The sequence below is a fragment of the Niastella vici genome (assembly GCF_002077945.1).
Lineage (GTDB): Bacteria > Bacteroidota > Bacteroidia > Chitinophagales > Chitinophagaceae > Niastella > Niastella vici.
This window is the reverse complement of sequence record NZ_LVYD01000075.1, coordinates 24,733-40,426: the sequence shown is the minus strand read 5'-3', so window position 1 is coordinate 40,426 and position 15,694 is coordinate 24,733. Positions and strand designations below refer to the sequence as shown.

The 15,694-nt window shown below is 49.1% G+C and carries 14 protein-coding genes; all 14 read right to left on the bottom strand.

The genetic code is table 11. The features are described 5' to 3' along the window. Positions 1 to 45: 45 nt before the first annotated feature. The 14 genes from A3860_RS31890 to A3860_RS31825 all read right to left on the bottom strand — a co-directional run bounded on the left by A3860_RS31890 (position 46) and on the right by A3860_RS31825 (position 15,689). Complete coding sequence (locus A3860_RS31890; RefSeq protein WP_081154482.1) at positions 46 to 1,539, bottom strand: complex I subunit 4 family protein; 1,494 nt, start codon at positions 1,537 to 1,539, stop codon at positions 46 to 48. Continuing rightward, the gene (gene nuoL / locus A3860_RS31885) at positions 1,536 to 3,419 is read right to left on the bottom strand and encodes an NADH-quinone oxidoreductase subunit L (RefSeq protein WP_081154480.1); all 1,884 of its coding nucleotides are present in this window, start codon (positions 3,417 to 3,419) and stop codon (positions 1,536 to 1,538) included. Before nuoL ends, A3860_RS31890 begins: the two co-directional genes overlap by 4 nt. Positions 3,420 to 3,541: 122 nt before the next feature. Continuing rightward, the gene (nuoK, locus tag A3860_RS31880) at positions 3,542 to 3,847 is read right to left on the bottom strand and encodes an NADH-quinone oxidoreductase subunit NuoK (protein ID WP_081154477.1); all 306 of its coding nucleotides are present in this window, start codon (positions 3,845 to 3,847) and stop codon (positions 3,542 to 3,544) included. Next, on the bottom strand, positions 3,840 to 4,436 hold the full coding sequence (gene nuoJ, locus A3860_RS31875; RefSeq protein ID WP_081154475.1) for an NADH-quinone oxidoreductase subunit J: 597 nt from the start codon (positions 4,434 to 4,436) through the stop codon (positions 3,840 to 3,842). The genes nuoK and nuoJ overlap by 8 nt, the downstream gene beginning before the upstream one ends. Positions 4,437 to 4,564: 128 nt before the next feature. Then, entirely contained in the window at positions 4,565 to 5,080 is a 516-nt protein-coding gene (gene nuoI / locus A3860_RS31870; RefSeq protein ID WP_081154472.1) for an NADH-quinone oxidoreductase subunit NuoI, read from the bottom strand. A gap of 33 nt (positions 5,081 to 5,113) precedes the next feature. Continuing rightward, positions 5,114 to 6,073, bottom strand: coding sequence for an NADH-quinone oxidoreductase subunit NuoH (gene nuoH, locus A3860_RS31865; protein WP_081154469.1), 960 nt, complete (start codon positions 6,071 to 6,073; stop codon positions 5,114 to 5,116). Positions 6,074 to 6,084: 11 nt separating this feature from the next. Beyond that, positions 6,085 to 8,793 (bottom strand): NADH-quinone oxidoreductase subunit NuoG, encoded by a 2,709-nt coding sequence (gene nuoG, locus A3860_RS31860; RefSeq protein ID WP_081154466.1) that lies wholly within the window; start codon positions 8,791 to 8,793, stop codon positions 6,085 to 6,087. Positions 8,794 to 8,814: 21 nt separating this feature from the next. After that, positions 8,815 to 10,101: an NADH-quinone oxidoreductase subunit NuoF gene (nuoF, locus tag A3860_RS31855; protein WP_081154463.1), complete on the bottom strand. Its 1,287-nt coding sequence runs from the start codon at positions 10,099 to 10,101 to the stop codon at positions 8,815 to 8,817. A 6-nt stretch (positions 10,102 to 10,107) separates the two neighbouring features. Continuing rightward, positions 10,108 to 10,650, bottom strand: a complete 543-nt coding sequence (gene nuoE / locus A3860_RS31850; RefSeq protein ID WP_245843674.1) for an NADH-quinone oxidoreductase subunit NuoE — start codon at positions 10,648 to 10,650, stop codon at positions 10,108 to 10,110. 25 nt (positions 10,651 to 10,675) lie between these two features. Beyond that, entirely contained in the window at positions 10,676 to 12,424 is a 1,749-nt protein-coding gene (gene nuoC / locus A3860_RS31845) for an NADH-quinone oxidoreductase subunit C/D (RefSeq protein ID WP_081154458.1), read from the bottom strand. Between the two features lie 35 nt (positions 12,425 to 12,459). Further along, positions 12,460 to 13,098 (bottom strand): NADH-quinone oxidoreductase subunit NuoB, encoded by a 639-nt coding sequence (gene nuoB / locus A3860_RS31840; protein ID WP_081154444.1) that lies wholly within the window; start codon positions 13,096 to 13,098, stop codon positions 12,460 to 12,462. A gap of 30 nt (positions 13,099 to 13,128) precedes the next feature. Further along, positions 13,129 to 13,521 (bottom strand): NADH-quinone oxidoreductase subunit A, encoded by a 393-nt coding sequence (locus A3860_RS31835; protein ID WP_245843673.1) that lies wholly within the window; start codon positions 13,519 to 13,521, stop codon positions 13,129 to 13,131. 151 nt (positions 13,522 to 13,672) lie between these two features. Further along, positions 13,673 to 14,104: a CBS domain-containing protein gene (locus tag A3860_RS31830; protein ID WP_081154438.1), complete on the bottom strand. Its 432-nt coding sequence runs from the start codon at positions 14,102 to 14,104 to the stop codon at positions 13,673 to 13,675. A gap of 271 nt (positions 14,105 to 14,375) precedes the next feature. Further along, complete coding sequence (locus tag A3860_RS31825; RefSeq protein ID WP_081154435.1) at positions 14,376 to 15,689, bottom strand: hypothetical protein; 1,314 nt, start codon at positions 15,687 to 15,689, stop codon at positions 14,376 to 14,378. Between the last annotated feature and the right edge of the window lie 5 nt (positions 15,690 to 15,694).

Here is a 15,694-nt window from a genome sequence, read left to right as displayed (position 1 = left end):
ATATATGGTGAATGTTACCGGCGCCGGTTTCCGGTTTCCAGGCCATTAATTTGAAACCCCGGCAACTGGCAACTGGTAACCGGTAACAAAAAATGCTCCTTTAACCAAATCAAATACAGGCTGCGGATAAAGGCCCAAGCATATAATGGCGGCTGTCAGGCAGGCCATAATGATCCATTCGCGGGCACTGAGATCAGCCGGCCGTTCGCTTACTACCTGCAACTGTCCCATAAATACTTTCTGCGCAATACGCAACGAGTACAATGCCGCCAGCACCAACCCCACACTGGCAATAACGGTCAATACCGGGTTCACCGGGAAGCTGCCCATCAGGATCAGGAACTCTGCAATAAAATTACCCAGCAGGGGCAAACCGAGTGAAGCCATTACAAACACCAGCGCCAGGCCGCCCATCTGCGGCATGGCCGTCCACAACCCGCCCATTTGATTGATATCGCGGGTATGCAATCTTTCTTTCAACATGCCGGCCATTACGAACAAGGCGCCGGTACTAACACCGTGCGTCAGCAACTGCATCACCACGCCCTGTAAAGCGATCTCATTAAAGGCAAAAGCCCCAAGCAACACAAAGCCCATATGGCTCACCGAGGTATAGGCAATAAGCCGTTTAAGATCGGTTTGTGCAAAGGCCAGCAAGGCGCCGTATACAATGCCCACCACGCCTAATAACATGGCCCACCAGGCAATAGCAGCCGAAGCCTGGGGGAACAGAGGCAACACAAACCGCAAAATGCCATAAGCGCCGGTCTTTAATAATAACCCGGCCAGTATTAAACTACCCGCTGTTGGCGCTTCGCTGTGCGCATCGGGCAGCCAGTTGTGCAGGGGCACCATGGGCAGTTTGATCACAAAAGCAATTAAAAACCCCAGCATGATCCACCGGCCGGTGGCGCCACCCAGCGTGGTATTCAACAAAGCGAAATAATCGAATGTATAATTACCCGTTTGCTGGCCATGAATAAAGTACAGGGCCAGAATAGCCAGGAGCATCAGCAGTCCGCCGGTTTGGGTAAAAATGAAAAATTTATACGCGGCATAGCGGCGGTTGAAATCGCCCCAGATGGCAATTAAAAAATACATGGGCACCAGCATCACTTCCCAGAAGAAATAAAAGAGGAACAGGTCCATGGCGACAAAAACGCCCGCAATACCGGCCAGGGTCCACAACAAATTGAAGAAATAAAAACCCGACCGCTCCCTGATCTCATTCCACGAACATAAAACAGCCAATACTCCCAGCAGGAAGGTTAGCTGTATCAAAAGAAAGCTGAGCCCATCCATGGCCAGGTGAAAACTGATACCGAATGCGGGGATCCAGTTCGCCTGATACTGCACCAACCATTTGTTGGCGCCAGTGATAGCTGGCTTATTCTGAATAAACCAGCCCAGCGGAATAACAAATGCCATGATCACAGCGATCAGCGCAACGTACCGCGCCGCCATTGCACTGCGTTGGGCCACCAGCCAGCAGGCGATACCGCCCAGCAATAAGATCCCTATCATTAAAACCAGTATCATAACAATAGTTGAAGTGTTATAATAAAGAGGATGCCGGCCAGCACGCCTACTATATACAGGCGCAACGAGCCGTTCTGCGAAACCGAGAACCAGTTGCTCAGCCGCAACGAGCCCTGGGCAATGCCATTATACATGCGATCGATGACATCACTCTTGTTGATGCGGGTAAGGAACAAAAAAGGTTTTACGAAAATGAAATTATACAACTGATCGAACTTCCAGCCGCTGAACAAAAATTCGCGGGTAGATGCCAGTCCGGGCGATTGTTGCCAGCGCACCCCGGCCTTACCATAATACATAGTATAACCCAGATAAATACCTGCCCCTGTTACCAATGCCGCAATAGCCTGGAAGAACCATTCTGATGGCAGGTAGGCTTTCATTATTGTTTCGGGCAACACCTTCTGCACATGATCAGAAAAAAGCGTCAGATGCATCATATTATGCGGCCATTCAATAAAACCGGCAGTAACAGAAAAGAAAGCCAGCACGATCAACGGAATGATCATGCCCTGCGCAGGTGCTTCATGCACAGGCGTTTTCGGTTCTCCCCAGAATACGACCAGCATTAACCGCGTGCTGTATAAAGCGGTAATAAACGCCCCGGCCAGGGCCATCAACCACAGGAAGACATTACCATTGGCAGCGCTCCAGCTGTACCAAAGGATCGCATCTTTACTAAAAAAACCGGCGCTCACCAATGGCAGGGCGCTAAGCGCCGCAGCACCGGCCAAAAATGTCACGAATACAATGGGCATTCTTTTTCGCAGGCCGCCCATCATAAAAATATTATGCTCATGATGCAGGGCTTCAATCACTACGCCGGCAGCAAGGAATAACAGGGCTTTAAAAAACGCGTGGGTGAAGAAATGGAAGATGGCGGCACTCCAGGCGCCCACGCCCAATGCCAGGAACATATACCCGATCTGGCTGATGGTTGAATAAGCCAGTATTCTTTTTATATCTGTTTGCGCCAGGGCGCTGCAACCGGCTACCAGTAAAGTGCAGGCGCCAATGATAGCAACGATGGTCATGGTCACCGGCGATAGCTGGAACAACCCATGCATGCGCGCAATGAGGTACACGCCGGCAGTTACCATAGTAGCCGCATGTATCAATGCGCTCACCGGGGATGGACCGGCCATAGCATCGGGCAGCCAGGTTTGCAACGGCATCTGAGCCGATTTACCCATACCGCCTATCATCAACAGGATGGTGATGAGCACGATATTGGCGCTTCCCGTTGTGAAATGAGCAGGCGCCTGTTGCAGAATACCCTGTATATTCAGCGTACCAAGTTCCCTGAATAACAGGAATAAGCCAATGAGCAACGCTGTATCGCCAATACGGGTGATCAGGAATGCTTTATTGGCCGCCCGGCAATTGGAAGGCACTTCGTACCAGAAACCAATGAGTAAATAACTACACAAGCCAACGCCCTCCCAGCCCAGGTATAACAGCACCAGGTTATCGGCCATCACCAGTAACAACATGGCGCAAACGAACAGGTTCATGGATGCAAAAAAGCGGGCATAGTCCCCGTCGTGCCACATGAAGAAGGTGGAATAAATATGAATGAGGGCCCCCACAAAGGTGATGATAAAAATAAAGACGAGTGTTAAGGCATCTACCTGCAGACTGATATCTATTGACAGTTTTCCTACTTTAAACCACGACCATAACAATTGATGGAAGGCTCCACCGGCAGGCGGTGTTTGCAAAAATGAAACGCCCAACACAATAGTAATGATCGCCGCAATACATACCGTACCCGCACCAATTGTTGCAATCACTGGTTTTGGTAATTTTCTACCAAACAGGGATAGAATCAGGAAGCCAATTAGTGGAAAAGCGGGTATATAGGCTAACAATTGATTCATTGTATATAAGTTGACTCAGTTACAGGTTTCAGGTTACAGGGCCTTGAAACTTGCAACCTGCAACGTGAAACAATATCATTAATCACAGTATTACCAATTCAGTACAAAAAAATAATAATAAACTAATCTCTCAATTCCTTCAAATCCTCCACGTCCATTGTTTTATGCTGATGATAAATTTGCAGCACCAGCGCCAACCCCACCGATACTTCAGCGGCAGCCATGGCCAAAATGAACAGGAACATGACCTGTCCATCGGGTTGTTGCCATTTTGATCCGGCAGCTACAAAGGCCAGCCCCGCCGCGTTCAACATGATCTCCACCGAGATCAACATAAAGACCACATTCTTGCGGGTAAGCACGCCAATGAGCCCGAGGCCAAACAGGACGGTGGCCACCATCAATACCATATGTGCGCTATCAGTCATGTAATACAGTTTGTTCGTTTGAAACCTGTTCGGGTGGCACTCCCGTATGGGCTTTCCCATTCCCGTTCTCTCCATTTTGCAGGAACCGGTGCAACGACGACCGTTTGTGTTTGCCGATATGCGCAGCGCCCACAATACCGGCCATCAGCAAAAAACCGGTAAGCTCAACGGCAATAATATATTCGCCATATAATGAAAGCGCCACTTTGCGTGGGTCTACCACGGATATCCGCATGATGTCTTTGTTATCAGAAAACAGCAAAATGATCATTTCGACCAGCAATATCAGCACCAGGATCGATGGCACCACCCATACTTTTGGTTGTAACCATTCTTTTTCCTGCTGCGCAGTTTCGCGGCCCAGGTTCAGCATCATGACCACGAAGATGAACAGCACAATGATGGCGCCGGCATACACGATGATCTCCAACGCCGCCACGAACGGAGCCCCCAGCGACAAAAAGATCATACCCACTGACAGAAATGATACAGCGAGGTACAACAACGCATGCACGGGGTGGTATCGCGTAATGACCATGACCGTTGATGCAACGGCCACGATAGACGATATATAGAATAGTGTTGACATTTGGATTCGTTAATGATCAGTTACAGGTTACAAGTTTCAGGTTGCAGGGAATCCGTGGAACTTGTAACCTGAAACCTGCAACTTGTTTTTATAAGCACATAAGCATATTAACCAATTAGCATATTATGCTACGGAAGCAGACTATGCACATCTACCGGCGGTTCTTCATTCACACCTTCGCCTTTTTTCTTTACACCGGCATCCATACCAGCCTCCCGGTAAAAATTATAACCGGGATATTTTCCCTGGCTATCGATGAGCAGGTCTTCCTTTTCAAACACCAGGTTCTGCCGGTTGTATTCTGCCATTTCAAAATCAGGGATCAACTGTATGGCATAGGTTGGACAGGCATCTTCGCAATACCCGCAAAAAATACAACGTGAGAAATTGATGCGGAAGAAATCGGGATACCGGCGTCCATTTTCATCTTCGGTTGCCTGCAGCGCAATGCAATCGACCGGGCAGGCCACTGCACACAAATAGCAACCTACACAGCGTTCGCCGCCATCGGGATCTTTAGTGAGCACGATGCGGCCGCGATAACGCGGATGCAGGACCACTTTCTCCTCAGGATACTCGATCGTTGCTTTTTTACGGAACAGGTGTATAAACACCAACCACATTGTTCGAAGATGACTTAGCATGATCCTACTTTTTATTATTCAGGAAATTAAATTCTACCTACCTCTCAGCCACAACGCAACCGCTCCGGTGATCAGCACATTCGCCAGCACCAGGGGCAATAATACTTTCCACCCCGTACTTATCAACTGATCGTATCGCGGGCGGGGCAGCGACGCGCGTAACAGAATAAACATTCCAATAAAGAAAAACAGCTTGATCACAAACCATACCAGCGGCGGCAGAAATGCCGGCCCCAGCCAGCCACCAAAGAACAGGGTCACGATCATGGCCGAGATCAGGGTAATACCCAGGTATTCGCCAATAAAGAACATTCCGAATTTCATACCCGAGTATTCGGCATGGTACCCTGCAATTAACTCGCTCTCCGCTTCGGGAATATCAAAAGGCAACCGGTGCGTTTCGGCAATACCGGCAATAAAGAAGATAATAAACCCAACCGGCTGCGTTACCACAAACCATAAATGCTTTTGAGCAGCTACTATATCACCGAGATTGAATGAACCGGTCAACATGACCACGCCCATCAATGACAACCCCATGAACACTTCATAAGCGATCATTTGCGAAGCGCCGCGCAGGGCGCCCAGCAGGGCATATTTATTATTGGAGGCCCAACCACCTAACACAATGCTGTACACGCCCAGCGACGACATGGCCAAAAAGAAGAGAATGCCGATGTTGAGATCGGCCACCACAATACCGGGCGCAAAAGGAATGATCACAAAACTCATGAGCACACTGCCAACCACAATAGCCGGAGCCCCCACAAACACCCATTTATCGGCAAAAGGCGGTATCCAGTCTTCCTTGAAGAATAATTTGAGCGTATCTGCCAGCACGATCAAAATACCCAGCGGGCCGGCACGGTTGGGACCCAGCCTGTCCTGCCACAAGGCCAGCAGGCGCCGTTCAACCCATATCAGGCCGGCCGCAATATTCAGCAGCACGAATAAAACGCCAGCTACGATTACTATTTGATTTGTTGTTAACATGCGTCAAAAACTTATAACTTAATACTTACAATTTGTACCCACGAGTTCCAACTCATCATAGTCATTCCTTGCAACCCCGCCGGCATCAGCATGACACCATTAGGCAGGGTGGCCATCGTTCGCACCGGTAATTCATAGAGGGTCTCCGCAGCTTTTATAGAAAGCAGTGATCCATCCACTACACCCAGCTGGCTGGCATCTTCTACCGACAGGGCGATGTATGCATCGGGCGACAATTCCTGAACACCATGGCCATACGCACTTAATTCGTCTGACCCAAATACATGGTATTGCGGCAACAACAACCACTTTTCCCTGCGCACGCCAAATGCTTCGGGTATATCTTTAAAATAAGCTGGTACAGCGTCCGGCCTGTAATTGAACAACAATTTGCCGGGCTGTTCATTTTTCAATTCCCCACCGGGCTCCACCTGGTATTTGTTCACAGCCTGTATGGAGTTCCAGCCCGGCGACCAGAAGAAGGGGATCAACAACGATGGCTGCATACCGGAATAACCTTCCATTGTAAAAGTGAAAGGCGAATCATCATCCTGTTTTGGTTTGGGCTCGCTTACTGAAAGGTTGGCCAGCATAGCCGTACGGCCGCTGTACCGGTGTGGTTCGCGCGGAAGCGCCTGTCCATGCACACGAAAATCGCGCCGCGGGGCTGAACCGGAAATACCCGAAAACTGCGGCAACAGTTGTTCGCAGCTGGCCAGCATTTCTTCAGGATGATAAATTGTTTCATTAGTTATTCCGGTTTGTGTGGCCTGCATTTTCAGCAACCATTTCCAGCTTTCCTGTATGGTTCGCTGGGCGGGCATATATACCTGGTAGAACCGTTGGGCGCGGCCTTCATTGTTCACCAGGGTTCCATCGCCTTCGGCAAAAGTGGCGGCGGGGATCAGCACATCCGCTTTTTGCGTGGTGGCATTGTTCAGCGAATCGAGCACGATCACATGCCGGCAACTGTTAAAGAATACATCGGCAATATTCGACGGAACATTCCGGTACAGGTCATTCTCCAGTACAATGGCAGTTACCTGTTGCGCACGGCTTGCCCGTAAAACAGCATTCTCAAAACTGGAGGCATTCATCATGGCCAGCCCCATGCTGTTGCATTCAGGCACCACATACGCAAGCCGTACTTCAGCCGCCGTTGTTTTACAAGCTGCTGCAATATCAAACGCCGCCCTTATCAGGGCTTCATTGTAACAACCCGTACCACTGATGATAACCGGATGCTTTGCCTGCTGCAGGGCCGATGCTATCACAGCAACCTTTGAAGAAGTATCATTATCAAGCTGCACAGCCGGCAGGGAGGTGTTCAGGCGGTTGGCGATCGCAAAACCAATACGCGCCAGATCATCAGGCGCTTTATGTAAAATAGCAGCACTTATTTCATCTAATGGAGAACCCGCAAGCGTGCAGTTGGCCAGAAAACCTCTTTCCTGCTGAACCAGTTCCCGCACCGCCGCATCGTGCCAGGCCGGCAATTGCCTGTTTTCCAAAGCATGTTCGGCAGCCGTTTTGAGTACGCCCTGGCGAACTGCCAGCGCCATTACCGGCGCGGTGTTCCAGCAATCTTCACCCAATATCAAAATGGCATCGGCCTGTTGTATATCATGAAGCGACGCAGGTTTCACTACACCCGACTGCATCACCTGCACCACCCGCTTTTGAATAAACCCGAGGTTATCACTTATACCCTGGTAGAAGTTCTGGCTGCCTACCAACTGCATCAACGCGGTATTGCTTTCCACACTTGCCCGTGGCGATCCAATACCGATCAATGTATGATTGGTGAGTATTTCACGCAAATGGTCCATCAACACAAATTCATCCACCGCTTCCACCGGGCGGTTACGGATAAGCGGTTGCGTAATGCGGTTCTCACTGTTCACAAATTCATAGCCGAACCGGCCCCGGTCGCACAGGAAATAACCATTCACCTGGCTATTGTAGCGGTTGGTTATGCAACGCAGGCTCCCATAGCGCTCACCGGCAATGGTATTACATCCCACACTGCAATGATGACAAACAGAAGGCGCCGTAGTGAGGTCCCATTTGCGCGTATAATGTTCGCGCAGGGTTTTGTCGGTGAATACGCCGGTTGGACAAACCTCTACCAGGTTGCCACTGAACGGACTTTCCAGCACGCCATCTTTCTCGCGGCCGAAATAAACATGGTTATGGGCTGCAAATACATTCAGGTCGTTACCGCCGGCATAATCATGATAATAGCGCACACAGCGGTAACACTGTATGCAGCGGTTCATTTCATGATGAACAAAGGGCCCCAGGTATTGATTGGTATACGTTCTTTTTTTATAATGGAAACGGCGGTAATCGTGCCCCGTCATCACGGTCATATCCTGCAAATGGCAACTGCCGCCTTCATCACAAACCGGACAATCGTGCGGATGGTTGGTCATTAACCATTCTATTACCTGGCTGCGAAAAGCGCTGGCGGTTTTGTCGGTCACCGACAGGTGCAGGCCATCCTTTATGCTTTCCATGCAACTCATTACCAGCCTGCCGCGGTTATCGTTCTCATCTTTGAAAACCTTTACGGCACATTGGCGGCAGGCGCCCACACTGCCCAGCGCCGGATGCCAGCAGAAATAAGGCAGATCGATGCCAAGGCCCAAACAGGCCTCCAGCAGGTTCTTACCTGCTTTTACTTCGTATTTTTTGTTATCGATGTATATAGTTGACATGGTTGGTCAATATGCTTATTGCTAATGGTGGCCATTTTCATAAGGACATCGATGTAATTGAATATGCCGGTCGAAATCTTCCCTGAAGTATTTCAACGCGCTTTGCAGGGGTTCCATGGCGCCAGGCGCCAGCGCGCAAAATGTATTGCCCGGCCCCAATAATTGCGTGTGCATTTGCAACAGCTCCACATCTTCTGCCGTTCCACTCCCCTCTTCAAGGCTCATCAACATTTTCTCAACCCAGGGCAATCCTTCGCGGCAGGGCGTACACCAGCCGCAACTTTCCTGTGCAAAAAAATGTTGCAGGTTGTGCACAAAACCAACGGGGCAGGTTGCATCGTCCATTACCACCATGGTGCCGGTACCCAGCCGGCTGCCGGCTGCCTGAACACCCCCAAAATCCATTTTTACATCCAGGTGTTCGGCGGTAAGGAAATCGGTAGAAGCGCCACCAGGCAACACCCCTTTTAATTGATAGCCGTTCTGCATGCCGCCGGCATGTTCTTCAATCAACTCCCGCACTGTAACCCCCATGGGTAACTCCCAGCAACCCGGCGTATTTACCTTACCACTTACGCCGTATAATTTAGTGCCGCTGTCTTCACTATTGCTCAGCCCTTTGAACCAGGCGGCCCCATTATTCACGATGTGCGGAATATTACAAAGCGTTTCTACATTATTAACGATGGTGGGTTTGCCGTATAAGCCGCTTACCTGCGGAAATGGCGGTTTTGCCCGCGGCGTGGCGCGTTTTCCCTCCAGCGCATTTAGCAGCGCGGTTTCTTCCCCGCACATATACCGGCCCACTCCGGTGTGCAAATGCATTTCCAGGCTGAACCCGCTGCCCAGAATATTCTTACCTAATAAGCCGGCCGTATATGCTTCATGTATGCTCTTGCGTAACAGCTGCGCCGCTTTTTTATAGGCCCAGCGTAAAAAGATGTACGAAACACCGGCTTGAATAGCGTAGGCCGACAGTATCATGCCTTCTATCAGCTGATGTGGGTTGCCTTCGAGCAATAAGCGGTCTTTGAACGTGCCGGGCTCCATTTCATCGGCGTTCGCAATCAAATATTTGGGATGCGGGGCAGCATCGCCCATGGGCACAAAGCTCCATTTCATACCGGTATTGAAGCCGGCGCCGCCACGGCCTTTCAACCCACTATCCTGCACCAGCTTTTGTACTTCGAGCGGCGTCATGCCGGCCAGTGCTTTTTTTAACGCAGAATAACCACCCGTCATCTCATACTCTCTGAGATCGAACGGCGGGCAACCCGGATGAATAAATTGTGTCAATGGTCGTTCCATGGTACTTCAGGTATATTTTTGTAAGATGCGGTCGAGCATTCCAACGGTCACATCTTTGTACAGATCATTATCGATCATTATTGCCGGTGCATGATCGCAACAACCGAGGCAGGCGTTCGGCAATAGCGTAAAACACTGGTCGCCGGTGGTTTCACCAAATTTTATTTTCAGCTTTTCCTGCAACGCTTTGTAGATGTCGCCATATTTCATCACGTAACAGGAAATGCTGTCGCACACCAGGATCACATGCCGGCCAACCGGTTTACGGAAAATAAGGTTATAAAAAGTGGCCACACTGTCTACTTCAGCGGCCCCCATTTGCAGGTAGGCGGCAATGGCGGTAACACTTTCATCGCTTATCCACCCGCGGTGGTGCTGCACAATCTTCAGCGCTTCAATAACGGCAGCGCTTTTATGCGGCACCATACTTACTTCATGATCTATTTCACTACGCTCCTGATCACTCAGGTAATCGGCCCCAAAGACTCCCTCCGTGTATTTTGCGGTATCCCCGGATCTTGTTGTTTGTTTTTTATTTATTTCTTGCATTATCATTGAAAAGCTAATTAGCACTTTATCTGTCAATATCCGCGAGCACAAAATCAATACTTCCCAATATGCTCAACAGATCGCTCACCGTATACCCCTTACTGATATACGGCACCATTTGCATATGGGGGAATGACGGAGTCCTGATACGCACCCGATAGGCCGCCGTATTGCCATCACTGATGCAGTAATAACTATTGGCACCCTTCGTGGCCTCAATACAGCTCATGGCCTCCCCTGCCGGTATCACCGGCCCCCAGCTCACATTCAAAAAATGCGTGATGAGGGTTTCAATATCCTGCATGGTGTATTTCTTCATGGGCGGCGTAGTAAGCGGATGGCTCGATTTATAATCACCTACCGGCATATTTTCCAGGCACTGCTGCACTATGCGCAGGCTTTGCCGCATTTCTTCTACCCGCACCAACGCGCGATCGAAACAATCGCCGTTCTGTGCCGTGGGAATATCAAATTCAAACCGCTCGTACCCGGCGTATGGACGTTTTTTGCGGAAATCCCATTCAAAGCCGCAGGCGCGTAAACCCGGCCCCGTAACGCCCCACTCAATGGCTTCTTCCAATGTATAGATCCCAATGCCCTTGGTGCGCGCCTTGAACAAACTATTGCGGATGACCATTTTTTCGTACTCTTTGATCTTGCCCGGGAAGTCTTCGACAAAATGCTGCACCAGGCGTTGCCAGCCATTGGGCAGGTCCTGCGCCACGCCACCAATGCGGAACCAGTTGGGATGCATGCGGCCGCCACAGATGGCTTCTATGATATCGAAGATCTTTTCGCGGTCGGTGAACATATAAAACACGGGCGATAATTGTCCCAGGTCCTGGGCAAAAGTGCCGAACCACACGAGGTGGCTGGCAATGCGGAACAGTTCGCACAACATAACGCGGATGACGATGGCGCGATCGGGCAGTTCAATACCGGCCAGTTTTTCAACCGACAGCAGATACGCGAGGTTATTCATAACACCGCCGAGGTAATCAACGCGATCGGTATAGGGAATGTAGGTGTGCCAGCTCTGGCGTTCGGCCATCTTTTCGGCCCCGCGGTGATGAAAACCTATTTCGGGCACTGCGTCAACTATATCTTCGCCATTCAATTGCAGAATGATGCGCAGCACGCCATGCGTACCGGGGTGTTGCGGACCAATATTCAGGAACATATAATCGGCATCATCGCCGTGTTCCGCCATACCCCAATCTTCGGGTTTGAACCGGAGCGCTTCCATTTCGCGGTCTTGTTTTTCATCAAACAGTTGAAATGGCCCCATTTCGGTTGCCCGTGCCGGATGTTCCTTGCGCAGAGGATGACCCTGCCAGGTCAGCGGCATCAGAATGCGGGTCAAATGCGGATGCCCGTTGAACCGGATGCCGAACATATCGTACACCTCGCGTTCGTACCAGTTCGCGTTCTTAAATAAGGAAGTGATGGAATCAACAGAAGGGAATTCACCCCGCAGGGCTACTTTTATTTTAATAAATTCATTGCGGTCGAAAGAGAACAGGATATATACAACCGTAAAATCAGCAATGGGCAATCCATTGTAGCGGTTCCTGTTGCGTTCGTCGATGCCGAATAGGTCGTACAGCATTTTATAAGGCTGGGGAACTTCTGACTTAAGGAACCTGATGACTGATACGAGGTTTTCCTTTGATACCCACACCGTGGGTATTTCATCAACCGTTTTTTGCTGATGCAATGCTTCAGCGCCTATTCGTTGCTGGAGATGCTGTAATATGGTATCTGCATCGTCCATGACAATTCACTATTAAATGAAAACGCACTATCCCTTTACACTTCATCAATTCCTTTAAAATTCACCATATGCATTCTTTCTTCCCGTTTCTTTTCTTTCATGGAAGAAAGCGTTGGTTTTATTACTCCCTGTTCACCGATGACCCAGCTCAGGGGGCGCTTTTCTTTTCCCACAGAATCGGCCAGCAACATCAGTCCCTGCATAAATGCATCGGGCCGGGGCGGACAGCCGGGCACATACACATCAACCGGCAGAAATTTATCGACGCCCTGCACCACACTGTAGATATCGTACATGCCACCGCTGTTGGCGCAACTGCCCATCGAGATCACCCAGCGGGGTTCCATCATTTGTTCGTGTAACCGTTTTATAATGGGCACCATTTTAATGAATACCGTTCCGGCGATCACCATTACATCGGCTTCGCGTGGCGTACCGCGTATCACTTCGGCCCCAAACCGCGCCACATCATATTTACTGGTAATGCTGGTGGCCATTTCTACAAAGCAACAGCTGAGTCCAAAATGGAACGGCCACATGGAGTTCTTTCGGCCCCAGGCCAACAGGCTTTGTGCAGAGGTTAGCATAATACTCTGACGAACGGCCTCTTCCATGCTGCCATTACCGGAAAAATTACCGGTAGTATCATTTGCTTTGCTTAACCACCATTTCATATTAAGTTCAAAGTTTACAATTCAAAGTTTTCAGTTAACGGAATGACTCGTCAACTCTTTGTACTTCTTCAGGATCTTCTTTGCATCGATCCCTATATCGAGCGCTCCTATTCCCCATTCGTAGATCAATACCACTACCAGCTGGCCTATAAAGATGGCCACACCTGCATACCCATACCAGCCCAATTCGTAAAAGCCCAATGCCCATAAAATGATGAACACAGCTTCTACATCAAATATCACAAACAGCATGGCTACGAGGTAAAACTGGGCAGAAAAGCGAAGCCGGGCAGAACCTGTTTGTTCAATGCCTCCTTCGTATGGTTTATCGGTTGCACGGTCGTGATGATGTTGACCTAAGATGTAAGACAGGAATAGAATGGCAACGAGTAATATCACTACCACAATTGCGTAGAGCAGCAAAGGCCCCAATGGATTACTATGGATTTCATTTCCTGGCATAACATAATTCCTCCATGAGGGGCGTTCATGCACATGCACGTACGTCCTTCATTAACGTAATTAATCAAAGGCACCATGCCAATTACCCACAATGTACGATCAATTGGTAGCTTTAACTGGTAATATAATGTTCGAGGTTTTGAATAATGAAGTCTTTCTGATCGATGATGTGCTTGACGAGGTCACCGATAGAAATGAGTCCAATTAATTCATTGTCTTCGAGCACAGGTAAATGACGGATATGTTTATCGGTCATTAATTGCATGCAGTATTCAATCTTGGTATCAGGAGAAACAAAAATTGGGCTTTCAGTCATAATGTCCTTTACCCTGGTCTCTTTCGAGGATCTACCTTTTAATATTACTTTGCGGGCGTAGTCACGTTCTGTAAAAATACCATCCAATGTACCACATTCTTCCAAAACTACCAGGGAACCGAGATTCTTCGATTCCAGTGTTTCCAATGCTTCGTATACCGAGCTCTCCGGATTTACCGTGTATACTACATGTCCTTTGATTTGCAGTATATCTCTTACCGTATCCATGGTAATAATTTTAAGAGCTATTCTACTGTTAAGTTAAATTTTTTTTATTAAATAAAAAATTTATCCCGAAATCGGGTTCTTTATACCTAATTCTGAGTAAGTAGCTTATTAGTTCTTTAACAGATTGGTTACCGAATGGCTGGTTTACAGTTTATAGTTCAAAGTTTCCAGTTCCCGGTTGCCGGGTAAAAAATTCGGAGCGCCCAAATACAGTTAGCATGCTCCCCATTAAGACCCTGGTAACAGGTACCCGGTAACCGGCATATCCTACTCACCGCTTCAGGATCTTCCGCACCGTATTTGTCCGGCCATTGGTTCCCACAAACGCCAGGTAGTAACTGCCGGGGCGGTAATCCTGCAAAGGTATCTTTACCTGGCTGGCTGTTGCCTTTAATGAAATGGTTTGCAGCAGTTGTTCGGCACTGTTATATAATTTGATCTCCCGCCAGTCGCCCCGGGTAAAATCTGCTTCCACAAATTGTATGGCGGGGTTGGGCCCTACACGCAAGGCGATGGCCTGTACCTGAATACTTTTTATACCCAATATTTTCACCCGGCCATCCCGGTCGGTTTGACTTAACCGGTAATAATTATTGCCGGCCTCAGGCGAATGATCAATAAAAGAATAATCAACCGGCTGGTCATGATCGCCCTTGCCGGGCACCGTGGTGAGCAGGCTGTAATGCACGCCATCATCACTTCGTTCAAGAGTAAAATGATCGTTGTTGCTTTCAATGGCCGTACCCCAGGTAAGCTGCACGGTTTCGCCGGCCTGTGATTGCACATTAAAATACAATAAGATTACGGGTAGAATTGTGAAGGCAGAAGGGAAAACACCGCTGCTGGCAATATTATAAGTACTTCCATCACTGCCCACCCAATTGGCAGGGTTCGATATGGCTGCGAGCAGCGCAGCTCTGGTACCGGTTGTGGTACCAGCATAATACATATTATCGAACCCAAAATTGCCAGAACCAGTGGCATGAGAAGTATTGAGCTGACTCGAGGTTAAAGTGGCAGTGGTAGTGCTGCTTAAACCCGGCGGCAGGTAAGATAAATAATCAGCTAAAGTACTACCTGTCGTTTGCCAACTCCCATCGGTGGTATATGAGGCGCTTTGGCCAGTATTTAAGGCATAAATAAAGGTGGCGCCCGTGGCAGTACCCAGGGTGCCCTGGTAAACAATGATCTGATCGCCGCCCTGGCTTAAATAAGCTGCTGTACCACCCAATTGCCCGCTAACGTTGGTAGTAGCCCCGTTTATCTTAGTGTTGGTGCCATAAATAATGGTCCCTTTTGAAACCGGCCCGGGTGCAGTCCATTGCATATGTCCCTCATTGGTCGTGGCCACCCTGAAGGCGGTGCCATCGTACCCCGCATCGGTAAAATTGATTTTTGTGTTGGCCGCTAAATTTACCAGGGTCATAAAAGCCCATCGTTGATCAGGATATACGTCATCTGTATTCATACCTAAAACAACAATATCCCCGGCTGTCAACGTGGTTTGAGCCAGCGTGGTTGCGCGCGTTACAAACAATAGGATCCATACACATACTATGTATGTACAGTGTAGTTTTTTTATCATAACTC

Excerpts from the sequence above, each read along its gene's own strand:
- A3860_RS31890 (WP_081154482.1), bottom strand. The coding sequence starts at position 1,539 with ATGATACTGGTTTTAATGATAGGGATCTTATTGCTGGGCGGTATCGCC.
- nuoL (WP_081154480.1), bottom strand. The coding sequence starts at position 3,419 with ATGAATCAATTGTTAGCCTATATACCCGCTTTTCCACTAATTGGCTTC.
- nuoK (WP_081154477.1), bottom strand. The coding sequence starts at position 3,847 with ATGACTGATAGCGCACATATGGTATTGATGGTGGCCACCGTCCTGTTT.
- nuoJ (WP_081154475.1), bottom strand. The coding sequence starts at position 4,436 with ATGTCAACACTATTCTATATATCGTCTATCGTGGCCGTTGCATCAACG.
- nuoI (WP_081154472.1), bottom strand. The coding sequence starts at position 5,080 with ATGCTAAGTCATCTTCGAACAATGTGGTTGGTGTTTATACACCTGTTC.
- nuoH (WP_081154469.1), bottom strand. The coding sequence starts at position 6,073 with ATGTTAACAACAAATCAAATAGTAATCGTAGCTGGCGTTTTATTCGTG.
- nuoG (WP_081154466.1), bottom strand. The coding sequence starts at position 8,793 with ATGTCAACTATATACATCGATAACAAAAAATACGAAGTAAAAGCAGGT.
- nuoF (WP_081154463.1), bottom strand. The coding sequence starts at position 10,101 with ATGGAACGACCATTGACACAATTTATTCATCCGGGTTGCCCGCCGTTC.
- nuoE (WP_245843674.1), bottom strand. The coding sequence starts at position 10,650 with ATGCAAGAAATAAATAAAAAACAAACAACAAGATCCGGGGATACCGCA.
- nuoC (WP_081154458.1), bottom strand. The coding sequence starts at position 12,424 with ATGGACGATGCAGATACCATATTACAGCATCTCCAGCAACGAATAGGC.
- nuoB (WP_081154444.1), bottom strand. The coding sequence starts at position 13,098 with ATGAAATGGTGGTTAAGCAAAGCAAATGATACTACCGGTAATTTTTCC.
- A3860_RS31830 (WP_081154438.1), bottom strand. The coding sequence starts at position 14,104 with ATGGATACGGTAAGAGATATACTGCAAATCAAAGGACATGTAGTATAC.
- A3860_RS31825 (WP_081154435.1), bottom strand. The coding sequence starts at position 15,689 with ATGATAAAAAAACTACACTGTACATACATAGTATGTGTATGGATCCTA.